Below are 17,269 nucleotides of genomic sequence, written 5' to 3'. Positions count from 1 at the left end.
TAGGTAACTCGTTATGCAAACGCTCTGTTCTGTTCCAGCCAAATTGATTCTTTCTGGAGAGCATGCCGTTATTTATAATAGCTCTGCACTCAGCATGGCTATTGAGCTTTACACAAGCTGTGAATGCCACTTCAAAACCAGCACCCTCAACAGCGTTACCATTGAACTGAGCGACTTTCAGCAAAAACACAGCTTTCCCTTTTTTGTTTGGCAAAACCTAGCCTCTCATATTGAAGCACGCTACGCCAATTACACGTTTGGCAACCTTTCTATACAAAGCGTTTTAGTACAGCCCGTTGACTTAGTGTTAGATACGCTTTACCACTTTAATGATTTTCATAGCCTAAAAAGAGGTGAATGGTTCTTTAAAATCCATTCTGACACTCCTATTGGCAAGGGTTTAGGCAGCTCAGCCTCAGTTATTGTTGCGCTATTAACGAGCCTATTTCAACATCACGATTTAGAGCCAGAAAAAGAAACCCTACTTGCTCTAGCAAGAAAAGTGGAATCCCGTCAGCACGGACGTTCAAGCGGTATTGACCCTGCAACCATGCTTTATGGTGGGTTGCTAGAATTTCATGCAAACCACACAACTAAAAAACTAAAATCTAATGACTTTAAGGCCTGGTTGATTGATACAGGCACGCCAACCAGTAGTACTGGGCAAGCCGTTGACTACGTTAAAAATCAGCACGCCAACAATAAAGCCTTGTGGAAACGTTTTGCTCACACTACAGATGCCATTATCCAGGCCTGGTCACAGCAAGATAGCCAAAAGCTTTATCAACACATTGAAGACAATGAAAAACTGTTAGAACAAATCGGTGTGGTACCAGAAAAGGTTCAGCAATTTATTCAACGCCTAAAAACAGAGTGTAACGGCACTGCCAAGGTCTGTGGTTCAGGCAGTATAAAAGGCGATTGTGCTGGTGTATTACTCTGTTTTTCAAATCAAGCGCCTACTGAACTTTGTCACGAGTTTGGCTACCATTTACAACGTATCACCATTGATAATCAAGGGGTAAAATGCCAAATACTATAACCCCTCTTGGCTTACCCTCTTGGCGTAGCCAAGCTCCTGCAAACACCATGATATTGGGCGAACATAGCGTGGTTTATGGCCATCCAGCATTAGCGTGTGCGGTTGACCAATATATCTCTATAGATTGGCAAGCACGAGAAGATAATGCACTTCACATCTATTCTGCGCTGGGCGAACATCACACTCAGCGGGAGGTCATTACTGCCCACCCAAAACTCAACTTTGTGGTATCCGCTCTACAGGCCTTCCAAAAAGAACTATCCCATGGTTTTGATATTCATATAGAAAGTGAGTTTTCTTCGACCATTGGTTTAGGCAGCTCTGCGGCTGTTTTAGCCGCTATGCTCTCTGGTTTAAATACCATTTGTAAAACGAATTACAGCTTAATCCAACTTTTTGAAATGGGGCATAAAATCATTCTTGATATTCAAGGACGTGGTTCTGCTACCGATTTAGCGGCCAGTCTTGCAGGTGGTGTAATTTTTTTTCAACCTAAAAGTGCTCAACACCCTGTTCCTCAAATTAAAAACTTGGCTATCAGCCTGCCGTTAGTATTGATTTATTGTGGCTACAAAACGCCCACAGCTGAGGTGCTTGAGAAAGTTGCTAAAGAGTGGCAAAACAAACCGTCTGAGCTAGAGATGCTCTACCGCTCGATGGCCAAAACCACTCGTATGGGTTTTGAGGCGTTACAGAATAATGAACTCCATAGGTTTTACCAGGCCTGTGAAGACTATCAACAATCCATGCAGATGTTAGGTGTAAATGATAAGGTCTTACAGAGTATTATTGATGCACTTTATGGCTGCGAATCCATAGCTGCGGCTAAAATTTCAGGTTCTGGATTAGGTGATTGCGTATTAGGTATTGGCACTCTAAACCAATGTCTCAATGAGGCTAAAAACACATTAAACCGCTATCAACAGATGCATATTCATATTTCGCCCACTGGGGCAAACACCGTTTTATTAGAGCGACTTTAATAGCAGAACTGTAGTAGAACCGTTTTAAACAGACTGCTTTAAGTAGAATTACTTTAAATTAAAAGTTAAGGCATAACCATGACTGAGTCTCAAAACACTCTTACCCCACAACAATTACGCCAACAGCGCTTTGTGCACCATGTAATTGCACATTCGCAGTCAAATAATCGCTTACAAACAAGTCAAGAAGTTGGTTATGGTTCTGCTCCTGTCAATATTGCCTTAAGTAAATACTGGGGCAAACGTGAGCCTATTCTAAACCTGCCAACCAATAGCAGTGTTTCCATCAGTTTACCAGGCCTGGGAACTCAAACTGAAATACGTTTATTAACGAATCAAGCCGAAGACGCTACTGATCAAATCTCTTTAAATGGCAAAACACTGGAGAGCGAACACCCTTTTGCCAAACGGGTTAGCACCTTTTTAAATCACTTTAGAGAAGCCCCAAACACGCTGTTTGAAGTCATTACCACAAATAGTGTACCCACTGCCGCAGGCCTGGCCTCTTCTGCTTCTGGTTATGCGGCATTGGTGTTAGCGTTAAATGACCTATTTAACTGGCAACTCAGTCACAAACAGCTTTCACTATTAGCTCGTCTTGGCAGCGGCAGTGCCAGCCGTTCAGTCTTTAATGGTTTTGCCATTTGGCATGAAGGTACCCAAGATGATGGCTTAGACAGCTTTGCAGAGCAGATTGATATTCAGTGGCCTGAGTTTTGTGTAGGACTACTAGAGATTAATGTAAAACAGAAACCCGTGAGTTCTACCCAAGGCATGCAAAACACGGTGGAGACTTGCTCACTTTACCAGGCCTGGCCAAAACAAGCGAATAAGGATGTTGAAACGGTTTTAAAAGCGATTGAAACTAAAGACTTTAGTTTGCTTGGTAAAACCGCTGAACACAATGCCTTAACCATGCACGCCACCATGATTGCCACCTGGCCACCCATTGTTTACTGGCAGCCTGAATCTGTACAGGCGATGCAAACTGTGTGGCAACTACGAGAACAAGGGGTTGAGGTCTATTTCACGATGGATGCAGGTCCAAACCTAAAATTACTGTTTTTAGAAACAGAAAAGCCCGCAATTAAGCAGGCTTTTAAAGAGGTAAAAATTATAAAACCTTTTGGTTAAACCAGAAAATACAAAGGAAAGCTGGGTAAGCGTATTTTGTATTTGATAAAACCAAATTATTAACCACGAAGACACGGAGACACGAAGTTTTAAAAAGGAGTAATAGCGATTACGTAATAACACCGTTCATGAGTTTTAACTCATGCGACATAAATACTTTATTTATAAAATTTTATAACGAATAACAAATGGCAATTTGTACGGTTATTTGCTCAAATAAAACGGGTTTAGATTTTAGAATTCTTCGTGCTTTCGTGTCTTCGTGGTTAAACTAAAATCACCACAAGAGACATCTATCGATTATTTTACAATCGATAAACTCGGTTTCTTTTTATCAGAACTTTTTGGTTTTTTATCGGTTGAATCCGTACTTTTAGCCGATGTTTCAACCGTTTTCAACGCTGGTTTATTTTCCATGTCCTCTTGCTCTTCATACCCTTCTGGATAAGGTTCTGGAGGAAATGGCATGCCCTGCCCATTCTCACGGGCAAAACAAGCCAATACAGCTTCTGGCGGAAAATAGATACTGCGTTCAATGCCTTGAAAACGTGCTTTAAACGCAAACAGATCATTGTCTAATGACAATGAAACGACCGCGGATGGATGCATATTCAAAACAATCACCCCCTCTTGCACATATTCCATAGGAACCTGTGCACCAGGATAGTTGGCATCTATCTGCATATGCGGTGTCCACTGATTATCTACAATCCAATCGTAAATAGCGCGAATCAAATAGGGACGGTTAGAAATCATCGTCATGAACCTTAGATAACATCTCGCATATCAATCTCATCGTCAGATAAGCTTTCTACAAACATCTCACGGCTTAACACCTTCTCCGCGTAATCGATGATTGGCTTAGCCCCTTTTGGTAATTCAATACCTAAAGAAGGTAAACGCCATAGCAATACCGACATACTGATATCCACTAAAGAATAATCTTCACTCATGAAATATGGCATGTGATCAAATACTGGAATCAACTGAATCAAACGCTCTTGTAAATTACGACGCGCAGTTTTTACATCGTCTTCATTTTCGCTGTTGGCGATGGTGTCAATTAACGGATACCATTCAGTTTCAATCTGACGTAACATCTGGCGAGAACGTGCTTTAGAAATAGGATCTACTGACATTAATGGCGGATGCGGGAAACGCTCATCTAAATATTCAATAATCACTTGCGGATCATAAAGCACTAAATCTCTATCCACTAACGTTGGCAAAGTGGCATAAGGATTAAGTTCTAACAAATCTTCTGGAAGATTGTCTTTGTCTACCTCAATCACCTCCATTGGAATATCTTTCTCTTTTGCCACTAAGCGCACACGGTGGCAGCTTGGGCTTTTAGAGTCAGAAAATAAAACCATTACGGAACGTTTAGTGACTGGAATGTCGGACATAGTGCTCTCCTAAATAAAAACACGATAAACTTAAAACTTAATGAATGGCATGAGCGCTAAATTAAGCTAGTTTGGGATTGTTGAAGTTAAAGATTTATTATACACCCTCTGTCAAGCCCTTGAGCTTACGTAGTGTAGGCAAAACAACCATTTAGAGCTAATTAACATTGATTTACCAGGCCTGACAACCTCAATATTAATTTAAGCTTTTTCAATTCCAAAACTCATTCCCTGTTCTAAATGGCTAAAACCTTGCTGTAAAGCAAATAAACGGTCTATGCCTAAGGCGACTCCGCTGCAATCGGGTAAAGGTTGAAAAGATAAAGTTTGTAATAAGTTTTCATCTAATGGCACCGCAGGTAACTGGTATTCTTGTCGCTTTTGCAAAGATTCGTTAAAACGTTGTCGATAACTTTCTGCGTCCGCCAATTCCTGGTAACCATTCGCCAGCTCCATACCATTAACAAAGACTTCAAAACGTTCAGCAACCAAAGGATTGTCATTTGAAACTTGCGCTAAGGCCGCATCTTTAGCAGGATAGTGATACATTACCGTAATGGCTGGCTTGCCTTGTTGATTCCCCAAGTGAGGTTCTATCACTTCGGTAAGCACTAATTGCTCCCATAAATCCTTATCATCTTCGTCTACCCCCACGATTTCAGGAATAGAATGGTGTTTTAAGCAGGCCTGGTAATCGGCTGGTGTTGCTGAAAACACATCTTCAATTTGTGCGTATTTTGCAAATAGTTGCTGATAACTTAATCTTTCAACATCAAGTAATTCAGAACTGTCACGCGTCATCACATTTTGAATAAGTTCAATCACCTCATCAATCAACTGATGCATTGAAAAACCAAGGCGATACCACTCCAACATCGTAAACTCTATCTGATGACGAGGGCTCAAATCACCGTCACGAAACACTTTACCTAAATAGAAAATATCGCCACTGCCCTCACACAAAAGGCGTTTCATGGGATATTCTGGCGAAGTGTGTAAGTAGTAGGTTTTTGGCTCTTTATAACCAGGTACTTGAAGCTGAGAACTTAACGAACTTAAATGTACATCAGGGGTGGCGGCTTGTGAGAGTATTGGGGTATCCACCTCAATCACCGAACGAGTATAAAAAAACGCCCTAACCTGTTGTAACAAGTTAGAGCGTTTTTGCAGAGTGTCACGTCTATTCAACATAAAACCTTATTAAGAGACCTTTGCACGAGTCGATGAACGTATAAAAACGGCTATAATCCTCTATCTTCAGGCTAAAAAGTCCGCCCAATAACTCGTTATTATGCGTATTTTTTAGCCTAAATCTAAAGAATTCTATCTCGTTTTTCTTACATCCCTGACTCGTGCAAAGGTCTCTAAGAATTAGAACTTTCAATAAACTGCTGAAAAAGATGATTTTTGTTCAGCTTCGCGGCGTGCGAGAAGCCGCAGCGGAGTGTACATAAAGTACATGAGCAACGGAAGTCACAGCGCAACAAAGAAGCTGGGTAAAAAGCACTTTTTCAGCTTTTATTTAGCACGTGAAATGTATTCACCTTTTTCAGTGTTTACAATAACTTTTTCACCAATCTGAACAAATAGAGGAACTTGCACCACAGCCCCCGTAGACAATGTTGCTGGCTTACCACCTGTTCCAGCAGTATCACCTTTTAAACCAGGATCTGTATCAGTTACTTCCAGCGTGATTTGTTTTGGAGGGGTAACCGAAATAATTTGACCATTAAACAGCGTTACTAAACATACGTCTTGTTCAATTAACCATTTTGCTACATCGGCAACGGCCGCTTCTGCTGCTTGGTACTGTTCAAAGCTGGTTTCGTCCATAAAGTGCCAAAACTCGCCATCGTTATAAAGATACTGTAAATCGGTATCAACCACATCGGCGGCATCGACCTTTTCACCTGACTTAAAAGTCTTCTCTAAAACTTTACCAGTCATCAAATTACGGTATCTAACACGGTTAAAGGCTTGCCCTTTACCAGGAGAAACTTGGGTATTTTCAATAATTGAGCATGGTTGACCGTCCATTAAGAACTTTAAACCGCCTTTAAATTCAGTTGTGCTGTAAGTTGCCATATCTTTACCTGAGTACTTCACTTAAAATAATCGGCGTATTCTAACTCAAAAACCACCAAACTAAAAATAATCTAAATCTATGTCTAAAACGCTTACCGAACTTTATGAAACCTTAAACCTCAATAAAGAGCAAACTAATGCCATTGAGGATAGCGCTTTTCCGTTTAAAGTACCTAGCGATTTTTTACAGCAGATTGCAGTGAACGATTTTAATGACCCTCTTCTTAAACAAGTTTTACCTAGCAAACAAGAATTGACTAACATGCCAGGCTTTACGGCAGACCCTGTTGGCGATTTACTTAAAAACCCCACCCCCTCTCTCATTCATAAATACCATGGACGAGTTCTGCTCATTGCTAGCCCAAAATGCGACATTCACTGTCGTTACTGTTTTAGACGCCACTTCCCTTATGAAGAGCACAGTAATCTAAGACATTGGCAAAAAGCGCTTGACCAAATTGCCAAAGACAAAAGCATACATGAGGTGATTTTAAGTGGTGGCGATCCAATGAGTTTAAATGAAGCGGCTTTATTGCGTTTAATTGAATCGATTGAACAAATTAAGCATATAAAAACCTTGCGAATTCACAGTCGCACCCCCATTGTTAGCCCAAGCTCTGCACCTCAAAAGGCATTATTAACTTGGTCAAAACAGAGCCGTTTAAATAAGGTTTTGGTGGTGCATTGCAACCATGCCAATGAATTGAGCGATAAAACCCAAAGCCTGCTTGAGCTATACAGAGTTGCGGGTTTTCAGCTATTGAATCAAAGCGTATTACTAAAAGACATTAATGACACGGCTGACAGACTGATTGAGTTGAGCCATAAACTCTTTGAACAAGGTGTTTTACCCTATTACCTGCACCAATTAGATAGGGTGCAGGGTGCTAGCCATTTTGAAGTGGACGATAACAAAGCAAAAGCCCTAATGGAAGAAATCAGAAGCCAACTACCAGGTTATTTGGTGCCAAAATTAGTGAGAGAAATTGCTGGCGAAGCCAATAAAACACCGATTTAATCTAAATGATACTTCTGTTTAAAAGCGCAACCATTGCCCCACTTGGGAAACCAATCTGGCGCACTATAAAACTTCTCATTCACGGGTAAAATAATTTGCTCTCGGTAGAATTCATAATCAAAATTTTTGCCTGTTAGTAAATAGTAGGTTACTTCTTTATCTACAATAATGGGTTTAACCTTTACCTTTTCAAAATAAGGTTCAACTTTTTCAATGTCCTTTTCTTGAGTCACAAACACCAATAGATTTTGACTATTTAAACCTTTAAAGTCGGTCAACTTATCGTCTTCACGACCATATTTGGATTTACTGGCAAATACATGAATATCGTCATTACCACAATGATAGGAAAGTGCTGATTGGCTACTGTAATCTAAAGTAAAGAACGTTTGGTTTTGTGGTAGCGCTTTGCAAACCTGTTCTGGCTGAGTGTAAACCGCTACATGGTGTTTTTGAGAAGGCGATATTAGTTGGTCAACCATTGACAATGCCACTAACAAAATAACAGCGGCCACAAGCGAAAAATAACCGTTAAAGACAAACAGTTTTTGCAACTGTTTTAGTGACAAGGACTGATAAACCACATACAAAGCAATCACAGCAATTAATGGCCAGTGCAAACCAACCTGGTTACCAAAACTCACCAACAGCAACACCATTAATAACGGAATAGAAGCGAACCGAACAAATTGTGAAGCATTAAACCAAGAATCTTGAGCTGGCGTTACATTTACACGGTTTTTAAACAGATACCAAAGCCCTAAGGGTGAAAGCAACACCGCAATCATCAATAAATAAGAGATGACATTTTCAATCGCAAATTGACTCTCTTCAGTTCTTGAAAAGAAGTTAAACAGAATATTATTCCAACAATGGGTCGCATTAAAATAAAGGTTTTCAGCAACCGCCAATAGAACAATACTAACCATCACCACTAGTTGCTTAAAATGGATGTGTTTCCAATGCCACAAGGCATAGGCCAGAAGCCCAAACAACATAAAGCCCGCAAAATATTTTGATAAAAACGCCATACCTAATAGCAGGCCTGCTAACAATACATCTAACCACTTTTGACCTTGTAGCGCTTTAGCAAAAAAATACAAACCAAGCATTGCAAACAGAGCCAGCACCGTATCATTTGCAGTGACTACAAACATTAATGAGATAGGCGAAACAAAAAAGGCCAATGCCACCCAAAAAGCGGTAACTTGAGAGCCTTTAGAGTTTAAACAGATCAGTTTGTAAAGCAGATAACTAATGAGCATGGCCGATACAAATGCAAAGCCACGATACCAAGTTAAATTATCGCTAACCTGCCCTAATAGGTATAACAGCCAACCGACCGCAGGCGGATGGTCGTAATAGCCTAATGCAAGATGCTGCCCCCAAGTAATAAAATAGGCTTCATCTCCTGTGAGAGGCAACATCAAAATCAACGCGATTTTTAAAACAATAAACGCCGATAAAATTAACTTTTGATGGCCTGTAAGCTGAGCAATAAAAAGCGCTAGAGAATTTGGTTTTGTTGACATATCAATGACTAAATAGGCAGTTGAAGAAGCTGAAATAAGGAATAAGCGACAAGAGCACCCACAAACACACCTGCCAAAATTTCTAAGCGTGTATGCCCCATTCTTTCACGAAGTGGTTTTTCGATTTTGTCTGAACTCTGGTTTAACTGGTTAATGGCTTTAGCCTGTTTACCCACTTGTTGACGCAAACTGTTGGCATCAAGTAATACGATAAACGCTAAGGTAAGAGCCACCCCAAATGCAGGATGCGTTATACCTTCTTTAAAAGCAATTAAAAAAACCATACTACTGACAATGGCACTGTGATTACTGGGTAAACCGCCATAACCAATCAACCCAAAAGCCAACTGTTTGGCTTTAATTGAATTAATCACAAACTTGCTCACACCAGCTACCAGCCAAGCCACAAAAGGGGTGATTAGATAGATATAGTCGTACAACATTACAGGCCTCCTGCTGGCCAAAGTACCCAAAGGCAAACCCCAATCCAACCTAGTACGGTTACCATAAGTTGTTTATCGGCAAACAGCGCATCAGTCGGCGATTCACCCTCTTCTAACACCTCTCCTACATACCAATAACGAAACAGACCAAATAACACAAATGGAATGGTCATTACCATTTCTGGGCGGGCATTCATCACAAAAAGGCTATAAAACAGCAAAGCGCCTGTGGCGGACATCTCTGCATAACGATCAACCAAACTCACCGTATATTTTTGTAAAACGGCACGCCCCTCTTGAGTGGTTTGCACCAGCTCTTGGCGGCGTTTTACCGCAGCTAAATAGAGCGCTAAACATAAAGTGGTTACAAACATCCAAGAAGACACGGGTACAGAAATCGCCACCGCCCCTGCATAAACCCTTAAAACAAAACCTATTGCAATCGTAAAAATATCTAATACAGGTTGATGTTTTAAATAATAGCTATAGGCCACATTTAAAAGTAAATAAGCAACAATCACCGCCATAATCATAGGTTGATAAACAAAACCTAGTGCCAAAATTGCATAGAGTCCAATCAATAGTTTTTTAGCTTGCGATGGCGTTACCTGCCCTGAAGCCAATGGTCGTTTTTTAGATTTAACAGGGTGTTTTCGGTCATCTTCAATGTCTCTTAAATCATTCACCACATAGGTGGCAGAGGCCGCTAAACTGAATAAAACGAAGGCAATCACCGTTTGAGTAATCGCGGTTAAATCTAAAAACAGGCCTGTAAACATAAGCGGTGCAAACACAAAACCATTTTTAACCCACTGTTTTGGGCGCATGAGTTTGAGTAGCCCAGTGAATACCGATGTATTACCCGTGGCAGAAGTGTTAGAATTCATCTATTCAATTTACCGTTATAAAAATCTAAGAAATATAAGTATCAAAATGAGCTATTTTCATCACCATTACTGCGCCAAAAGCACCGTCAAAACAGTAGAAAACCTCACAAAATGAAGATTGCACTAATGTACACGATTTTTGCGGTAATCTCTACTATCGCCAACATTGGTAGCCAAGACATTGCCTTTAGAATCTACCAAGGCAGTTACAACTTATGGTTGGCTATTTTAGTGGGTACTGCAGTGGGTCTAGTGGTTAAATACTTTTTAGACAAACGCTACATTTTTCAATACCAAACCACCTCGATTCAACACGGCTCCAAAACCTTTTACCTTTACACAGTTATGGGGTTATTTACCACGGTGATTTTTTGGGGCTTTGAATATGCGTTTGATACCATCTATCAAACTGTTGAGATGCGTTATTTAGGTGGTGTCATTGGTTTGGCGATTGGCTATTTTGTTAAATACCAACTCGATAAACGTTATGTTTTTAAATAGGAATTAAAGTGAAACTTTCAGGCTGGGGACGTTACCCAATCATAAAAACGCAGAGTTCATTTCCAAACCAACCAGGCCTGGTTACTTCGTCTATTGAGTCTTCGAACAGTAAAGAGTCGGCTAAAAAAACAACGCAAATTGCGCGTGGTTTGGGTCGCAGTTATGGCGACAGCAGTTTGGCAGAACAATCTCTCAACTTATCAAAGCTTGATGCGTTTATCTGTTTTGATGAAAACAGTGGCGAGTTAACCTGTGCGGCGGGCGTAAGTTTTGCTGAAATTTTACGTCTCTTTGTACCCAAAGGCTGGTTTTTACCCGTGACCCCTGGCACACAGTTTGTTACGGTTGGTGGTGCGATTGCCAGTGATGTTCACGGTAAAAACCACCATATTGATGGCGCTTTTTGTGAGCATGTCAGTTCATTAAAACTCTGTTTAGCCAGTGGTGAAGTGGTTGAGTGTTCTAAAATTCATCACCCGCATCTATTCAGAGCAACCTGCGGCGGCATGGGGTTAACAGGGGTTATTTTGCAAGCGACCTTTACGCTTAAACCGATTGAAACCGCCTTTATTAAAGAAACCACCTATAAAACGGCCAATTTAGAAGAAACCTTGGCCAAGTTTGAAGAACTCGACTCGGCTACTTATTCTGTGGCTTGGATTGATTGTTTAGCAACAGGAAAATCCTTAGGGCGTTCTTTATTAATGTTGGGTGAACATGCGTCTAAAATAGAGTTACAAGAAAACCAAGCAGAAAGCGAACACTTAAATGTAGCAAAGGCCAGTAAACTGAATATGCCGTTTGACCTACCCGCTTTCACTTTAAATAGTTGGAGTGTTAAAGCCTTTAATGCTCTGTATTATGGCAAGGTTCGTCAGCAACAAAGCCAACGTATGGTGCATTACGCCCCTTTCTTTTATCCGTTAGACAGTATTCAAAACTGGAACCGAATGTATGGTAAAAACGGTTTTGTGCAATACCAGTTCGTTATTCCAAAATCAGCAGGCCTGGTAGGTTTAACCGAAATTTTAAGCGAAATCGCCAACTCCAAACGTGGTTCGTTCTTAGCAGTATTAAAAGTCTTTGGTAAAGGCAATGACAACTATCTGAGTTTTCCTGAAGAAGGTTATACCCTCGCACTGGATTTTAAAATGGATAATACTTTATTGGCATTTTTAAATAAGCTTGATGACATTGTTTTACATTATGGTGGCAAACTCTATTTAACCAAAGATGCACGAATGAGTGAGCAGATGTTTAAACAGAGTTATCCACAATGGCAAGAGTTTCAAAAGATTAGACATCAATATGATGCACACAAGGTCTTTAATTCACTACAATCTACCCGCTTAGGTTTGTAATAGACCAACCTTATTAAATAAGAGACAATCTCATGCAAAAAAACATTCTGATTATTGGTGCAACCTCCGCCATTGCCAAGGCCACTTTAAGATTGTATGCCGAACAAAACCACAACCTTTTTTTGGTGGCGCGTAATGAAACGCTATTACAAAACATCGCAGAAGATGCCAAAATTCGTGGCGCCAATCAGGTTGAATCGCAAGCATTTGATTTAAGCAACCTAGAGCAACACTCCAGCTTACTTGAAACGGTTTACCAGACCTATCCTAAAATTGATATTGTGCTGATTGCACACGGCACTTTACCAAATCAACAGGCCTGTCAAGATAACCTTGAAATCGCACTGCAAGAGATTAACATCAATGCGTTAAGCACCATTTCTCTGTTAACCCTGCTAGCCAATCGATTTGAAACCCAAAAATCGGGTTCTATTGCGGTGATTACCAGTGTGGCGGGCGATCGCGGTCGCCAATCAAACTATGTCTACGGTGCGGCTAAATCAATGGTTTCAACCTTCTTGCAAGGTTTACGTAATCGTTTAAACGACAGCAATATTCAGGTACTGGATATTAAACCTGGCTTTGTAGATACCCCAATGACCGCTGAATTCAAAAAAGGCGCTTTGTGGGCGCAGCCAGAGCAAGTTGCCAATAGTATTATTAAAGCGATTAATAACAACCGCAATACCCTTTACACCCCCTGGTTTTGGTGGGGAATCATGTTCATTATTAGAAATATTCCTGAATTTATTTTTAAAAAGCTCAAGTTGTAAGAATAATCCACACTATGCCAAATGTAACCACTCCTCAACTTACCGCACAAAAAGCCAGTTTTATTTTAGTTGGCTTTATGACCTTACTTCATCTCGTTTTAGCTTTTAACGTTGAACTCGGTGGTGATGAAGCACATTATGCCTTATATGGTTTAATGCCAGACTGGAGCTATTTTGACCACCCGCCAATGATTGGTTGGTTGCAAATTATCCCTATGTGGTTAGCGCCTTATGATTGGAGCGCTCGACTTATTCCTATTGCTCTTTACGCCATATTGAACTACCTGCTTTATCAAATTACCATTATCTTCTTTAATGAAAATAATACCGATACAAAATGGAAAGGTTTTGCCAGCTTAGTAGTTTTAAACACCAGTTTAATTCTTTCATTGATGGGCATGGCAATGTTGCCAGACAACCCATTAATGGTGGCGGTTTTGGCTTTGGTATTGGTTACCCATAAGCTGCTTCACTCCAATGAAATCAAGTATTGGCTACTACTCGGGATTTTTGTTGGTTTAGCCGCCTTATCAAAATACACAGCAGTCACCGTAATTGTCTCTTTATTTTTGATCTTATTGATTGAGCGCAAGTGGAATTGGCTCACCTCTAAAGGTCTTTGGCTTGCGATTATTGTTGCGTTGATTTTAATTAGCCCTATCCTTTACTGGAACGCAATTCATGACTGGGCCTCTTTTATTTATCAAATAGACCACGGTACCAAAAGCAGTGAGTGGCGCCTCTCTCGATTACTGCAAACCCAAGGTATTCAGTTTGCGTCTTACACTCCTTTTCTATTTATTTTTGGTTGGTGGATGATGTTGAAACCGAGTAATTATAAAAATCAAAATGCTCGCTTGTTACTGCTGTTTTCTTTGCCTATCACTGGGCTATTTGCTTGGGGTTCAGGTTTTGAAAAAAGCCTACCACATTGGGTCTCTTTAGCTTGGGTATTGCTGATCCCAATCATTGTGAATTTTCTTTGGCAAATTCGCCATAAAACCTGGGTAAAAGTGGTTTCGGGTTTACATATTGTTTTAATGGGCATAGCCGTCTTAGTTATCCACAGCTTATTATTTAAGCCATGGATTGCCTTTCCTGACCATAAAAATCCAATGCAAGGCGATTATGGCTGGCCACAAGCGTCCAAAACGGCAACTGAGCTCCAGAGGGAATTGTCGCAAAACCCTAATGATTTTCCTCTTTTTGTTTCTAACTGGAGTTATGCGAGCCACTTAACTTGGTATAGCCGTCCGCAACCTGTTTATATTACCAGTGGCAAACAAACCCAATTTGAATTTTGGTTTGGTAAACCCAAAGCGGGAATGAATGGTTTATTGGTATCTCCGCATTATGAAGACAATCCGCCTGAAGTAGGCACAGTTAATCACTTTGAGAGTTGTAAAAAGCTGAAGCAAGAAGATATTGAAGAGGCTGATGCGATTATAGTGACCTATAATTATTATTTGTGTCATAACTTTATAAGCGAACCCACTAACTTACCAGGCCTGGTAAAACCAAATGCCAATTAAAGTCGGGCAATAATTACAATGTCTATGTCACAGTCTATTCACCTAAAAACCATTATCGCTGTATTGCTGTGGCCTTTTAGTAAACCATTAAAAATCGCACAGGATATTGTTAACCAACCTGCCAAAGCTTTTCCAGTAGTGGACTTTTTAAAAGGCTTAAGCGTATTAATGGTGATTCTGTTTCATATCTTTTTTGCGGTGTTTTTTCTATTTAAAAAAGAGCCCGAAAAATTACAGCAGTTTGTTGAGAGTATTCCCGCTTGGTTGAGCTTTGTTTTAGCCTTTGATAAAGCGGTGGATATCTTCTTTATGCTCAGTGCGTTTTTACTGAGTTATGCCCTACTTAAAGTCTATGACAAAAAACAAAGTATTCACATTGGGCGTTTTTATCTACACCGTTTTTTTAGAATTTACCCACTGTTTTTAGTCGCTCTACTGCTTTATGGCTTAGCGGATATAGACAAACTTTTGCAAGATGGTTGGTACAGTCTGTTATTTATTGAGAATATTTACAGTAAAGGCATCATCCCTGTGCAGTGGAGCCTATCCATTGAAATGCAGTTTTATTTGGTGCTGCCATTTTTATTGCTGTTTTTAGCCAAAAGCAAACGCCCTGTTTTTTGGATTATGGTTTTAATTTTCTTGTCTATCGGTCTACGTTTTTTAATTGCTTGGCAGTCACCTGTTATTTACCAGACACACTGGTATGCTTTTTTTGAAAGCGATACTGGCAAAACCTATATGGATAATATGTACTATGTAATTCAAAGCCGAATCACACCACTGTTTTTAGGTATGCTTTGGGCTGTTATGCTTTGGCGCTACCCTCTGGCTAAGGTTAACTTTAATAAAGTCACTCTAATCAGTTTATGGGTTACTGGCTTAGTCATTATTTACCTAACAATGCGTTTCCCAATCTACTATCAAGACTCACTCTACTTTCAAAACTTTAATGAAACGCTAAACCTATTTGTTGTAACTCTGCACCGCATTGTTTTCAGTGCCGCTATTTTAGGTTTGATTCTGTTGGCGCACTACCAAATCAAACCCCAATCACTCAATCTATTACAAAAACTAAAAATGAATCTGGTTGAATGGAAAGGCTGGCGTTTATTGTCTGAAGTCGCTTATCCAATGTATTTTTTTCACTTTCCATTTATTGTTGTTGCTTGGGTCATTACATTAGGCACGATTGATGTAAATAGCATCAACCAAATCTCTTTGTACAGTATTCCTATTGCCTATCTGTTGGCAGTATTATTTACCTTATATTTTTCACTTTGGCTCAACTTTTTGGTTGAGGCACGTTTTATCCGTTACGGAAAACTGATTGAAACCAAATGCTTTGGCGGGCATAATGCCACCACATCATCCAATAACAGCAACTAACAACAGCAACCACATAAAATAGAGCCAAAAACCATGATATCGATTATTGTTCCTACTTATCAAGAAGTAGAAAATCTAGCTCCTCTTAGTGAGATGATTCAATCTGCACTCAATGAGGCTGGAGAACAGAGTTATGAAATCATCATTATGGATGATAACTCTCAAGATGGCTCTATTGAAAAAGTGGCTGAACTAGAAAGCCAATACCCAATTCGTATTGTGACTCGCACTGAAAATCGTGGCTTATCACCAGCGGTGATTGACGGTTTTGGTGAGGCCAAGGGTGACTTTGTGGTGGTAATGGATGCCGACCTTTCTCACCCTGCAACGGCGATTCCAAAAATGATTGCGCAACTTCGTAATGGCGAAAGTGATTTTGTGTTGGGTTCTCGTTATGTTGAAGGCGGTAGCATTGATGACAGCTGGACTTTGTGGCGTTATATCAACTCGGTAGTTGCAACTATCCCAGCATTACCGATTACACAAGTAAAAGACCCAATGTCAGGTTTTTTTGCGGTTCGCAAGGCTGACCTTCCTAATGAACATAACTTATCGCCAATTGGCTATAAGATCGCCTTAGAGGTCATGGTTAAAGGTGATTTCCCAACAGTATCAGAAGTGCCTATTCATTTTGTTGACAGAGTGCATGGCGAATCTAAACTGACCTTAAAAGAGCAGCTTAAATATTTACGCCATTTACGTCGTTTGTATCAGTATAAGTTTCAAACCAAAGCGGAATTTTTTCAGTTTGCTTTTGTGGGAGCCAGTGGCTTTATTGTTGATTTAGCATTCTACTTAATTCTGCAGATGTTTGGTGCGTCCCACACTGTTGCTCGAGCGATCTCTTTTTGGCCAGCTGTCACGTGGAACTGGATGCTGAACCGTACCATCACTTTTAGTCATCGTGAAAAAACCAAAAAGTCCACTCAATGGGGCGCGTTTGCTTCGAGTTCTTTACTTGGCTTTACGGTGAACTACGGAACCTATTACACCCTTACCAAATTTGTGCCTTTCTTTGAAGAACATATGATTTTAGCGTTGATTATTGGTGTCTTGATGGGCATGGGCTTTAACTTCTCAATTTCAAACCTGTTTATCTTTAAAAAATTAAGAGAAGAAGTTGACCACGAAAAACAGCAAGAACAGCCCAAAAGTAAAAAATAATAGACGTTTACTTTCCTCT

General features: G+C 40.2%; 17 protein-coding genes. 10 read left to right on the top strand and 7 right to left on the bottom strand.

All coding sequences use genetic code 11. The features are described 5' to 3' along the window. Nucleotides 1–13: 13 nt before the first annotated feature. From A379_RS10375 to mvaD, 3 genes are all read left to right on the top strand, one after another. On the top strand, nucleotides 14–1,042 hold the full coding sequence (locus A379_RS10375) for a mevalonate kinase (protein ID WP_040727951.1): 1,029 nt from the start codon (nucleotides 14–16) through the stop codon (nucleotides 1,040–1,042). Then, entirely contained in the window at nucleotides 1,027–2,025 is a 999-nt protein-coding gene (locus A379_RS10370) for a mevalonate kinase (RefSeq protein ID WP_040727950.1), read from the top strand. The genes A379_RS10375 and A379_RS10370 overlap by 16 nt, the downstream gene beginning before the upstream one ends. Before the next feature lie 78 nt (nucleotides 2,026–2,103). After that, a complete protein-coding gene (gene mvaD, locus A379_RS10365; protein WP_040727949.1) occupies nucleotides 2,104–3,159 on the top strand; it encodes a diphosphomevalonate decarboxylase in 1,056 nt (351 codons plus the stop codon). A gap of 300 nt (nucleotides 3,160–3,459) precedes the next feature. Here mvaD and A379_RS10360 read toward each other — a convergent pair whose 3' ends face one another. From A379_RS10360 to efp, 4 genes are all read right to left on the bottom strand, one after another. After that, the gene (locus A379_RS10360) at nucleotides 3,460–3,915 is read right to left on the bottom strand and encodes a ClpXP protease specificity-enhancing factor (protein ID WP_040727948.1); all 456 of its coding nucleotides are present in this window, start codon (nucleotides 3,913–3,915) and stop codon (nucleotides 3,460–3,462) included. 11 nt (nucleotides 3,916–3,926) lie between these two features. Then, nucleotides 3,927–4,565 (bottom strand): glutathione S-transferase N-terminal domain-containing protein, encoded by a 639-nt coding sequence (locus A379_RS10355; RefSeq protein ID WP_040727945.1) that lies wholly within the window; start codon nucleotides 4,563–4,565, stop codon nucleotides 3,927–3,929. 201 nt (nucleotides 4,566–4,766) lie between these two features. Continuing rightward, complete coding sequence (gene epmA, locus A379_RS10350; RefSeq protein WP_040727944.1) at nucleotides 4,767–5,756, bottom strand: EF-P lysine aminoacylase EpmA; 990 nt, start codon at nucleotides 5,754–5,756, stop codon at nucleotides 4,767–4,769. 327 nt (nucleotides 5,757–6,083) lie between these two features. Beyond that, nucleotides 6,084–6,650 (bottom strand): elongation factor P, encoded by a 567-nt coding sequence (gene efp, locus A379_RS10345; protein WP_040727942.1) that lies wholly within the window; start codon nucleotides 6,648–6,650, stop codon nucleotides 6,084–6,086. A gap of 79 nt (nucleotides 6,651–6,729) precedes the next feature. On the opposite strand from efp, the gene epmB reads away from it, so the two are divergent. Further along, nucleotides 6,730–7,668: an EF-P beta-lysylation protein EpmB gene (epmB, locus tag A379_RS10340; RefSeq protein WP_040727941.1), complete on the top strand. Its 939-nt coding sequence runs from the start codon at nucleotides 6,730–6,732 to the stop codon at nucleotides 7,666–7,668. Here epmB and A379_RS10335 read toward each other — a convergent pair. From A379_RS10335 to A379_RS10325, 3 genes are read right to left on the bottom strand one after another with little or no spacing between them, the layout of a single operon-like run. Continuing rightward, complete coding sequence (locus A379_RS10335) at nucleotides 7,665–9,200, bottom strand: glycosyltransferase family 39 protein (protein ID WP_040727940.1); 1,536 nt, start codon at nucleotides 9,198–9,200, stop codon at nucleotides 7,665–7,667. The two genes, epmB and A379_RS10335, sit on opposite strands and share 4 nt — an antisense overlap. 8 nt (nucleotides 9,201–9,208) lie before the next feature. Beyond that, nucleotides 9,209–9,643, bottom strand: a complete 435-nt coding sequence (locus A379_RS10330) for a divergent PAP2 family protein (RefSeq protein ID WP_040727938.1) — start codon at nucleotides 9,641–9,643, stop codon at nucleotides 9,209–9,211. Further along, a complete protein-coding gene (locus A379_RS10325) occupies nucleotides 9,643–10,530 on the bottom strand; it encodes a decaprenyl-phosphate phosphoribosyltransferase (protein ID WP_040727935.1) in 888 nt (295 codons plus the stop codon). Before A379_RS10325 ends, A379_RS10330 begins: the two co-directional genes overlap by 1 nt. A 111-nt stretch (nucleotides 10,531–10,641) precedes the next feature. On the opposite strand from A379_RS10325, the gene A379_RS10320 reads away from it, so the two are divergent. Genes A379_RS10320 through A379_RS10295 form a run of 6 tightly spaced genes read left to right on the top strand, consistent with a single transcriptional unit; the run spans nucleotide 10,642 to nucleotide 17,250 of the window. Then, complete coding sequence (locus tag A379_RS10320) at nucleotides 10,642–11,031, top strand: GtrA family protein (protein WP_040727933.1); 390 nt, start codon at nucleotides 10,642–10,644, stop codon at nucleotides 11,029–11,031. Nucleotides 11,032–11,039: 8 nt separating this feature from the next. Next, nucleotides 11,040–12,392 carry an FAD-binding oxidoreductase gene (locus A379_RS10315; protein ID WP_040727932.1) on the top strand — a complete coding sequence of 451 codons (1,353 nt, stop codon included), beginning with the start codon at nucleotides 11,040–11,042 and terminating at the stop codon, nucleotides 12,390–12,392. A 32-nt stretch (nucleotides 12,393–12,424) separates the two neighbouring features. Further along, nucleotides 12,425–13,165, top strand: coding sequence for an SDR family oxidoreductase (locus A379_RS10310; protein ID WP_040727930.1), 741 nt, complete (start codon nucleotides 12,425–12,427; stop codon nucleotides 13,163–13,165). A 14-nt stretch (nucleotides 13,166–13,179) separates the two neighbouring features. Beyond that, a complete protein-coding gene (locus A379_RS10305; protein ID WP_040727929.1) occupies nucleotides 13,180–14,697 on the top strand; it encodes a glycosyltransferase family 39 protein in 1,518 nt (505 codons plus the stop codon). An 18-nt stretch (nucleotides 14,698–14,715) separates the two neighbouring features. Continuing rightward, the gene (locus A379_RS10300) at nucleotides 14,716–16,086 is read left to right on the top strand and encodes an acyltransferase (RefSeq protein ID WP_081696393.1); all 1,371 of its coding nucleotides are present in this window, start codon (nucleotides 14,716–14,718) and stop codon (nucleotides 16,084–16,086) included. Between the two features lie 33 nt (nucleotides 16,087–16,119). Then, entirely contained in the window at nucleotides 16,120–17,250 is a 1,131-nt protein-coding gene (locus A379_RS10295; protein ID WP_040727926.1) for a glycosyltransferase family 2 protein, read from the top strand. Nucleotides 17,251–17,269: the final 19 nt, after the last annotated feature.

Source organism: Thiomicrorhabdus sp. Kp2 (assembly GCF_000478585.1).
Classification (GTDB): domain Bacteria; phylum Pseudomonadota; class Gammaproteobacteria; order Thiomicrospirales; family Thiomicrospiraceae; genus Thiomicrorhabdus.
The sequence above is the reverse complement of the archived record's forward strand: the minus strand, read 5'-3'. Positions and strand labels throughout refer to the sequence as shown.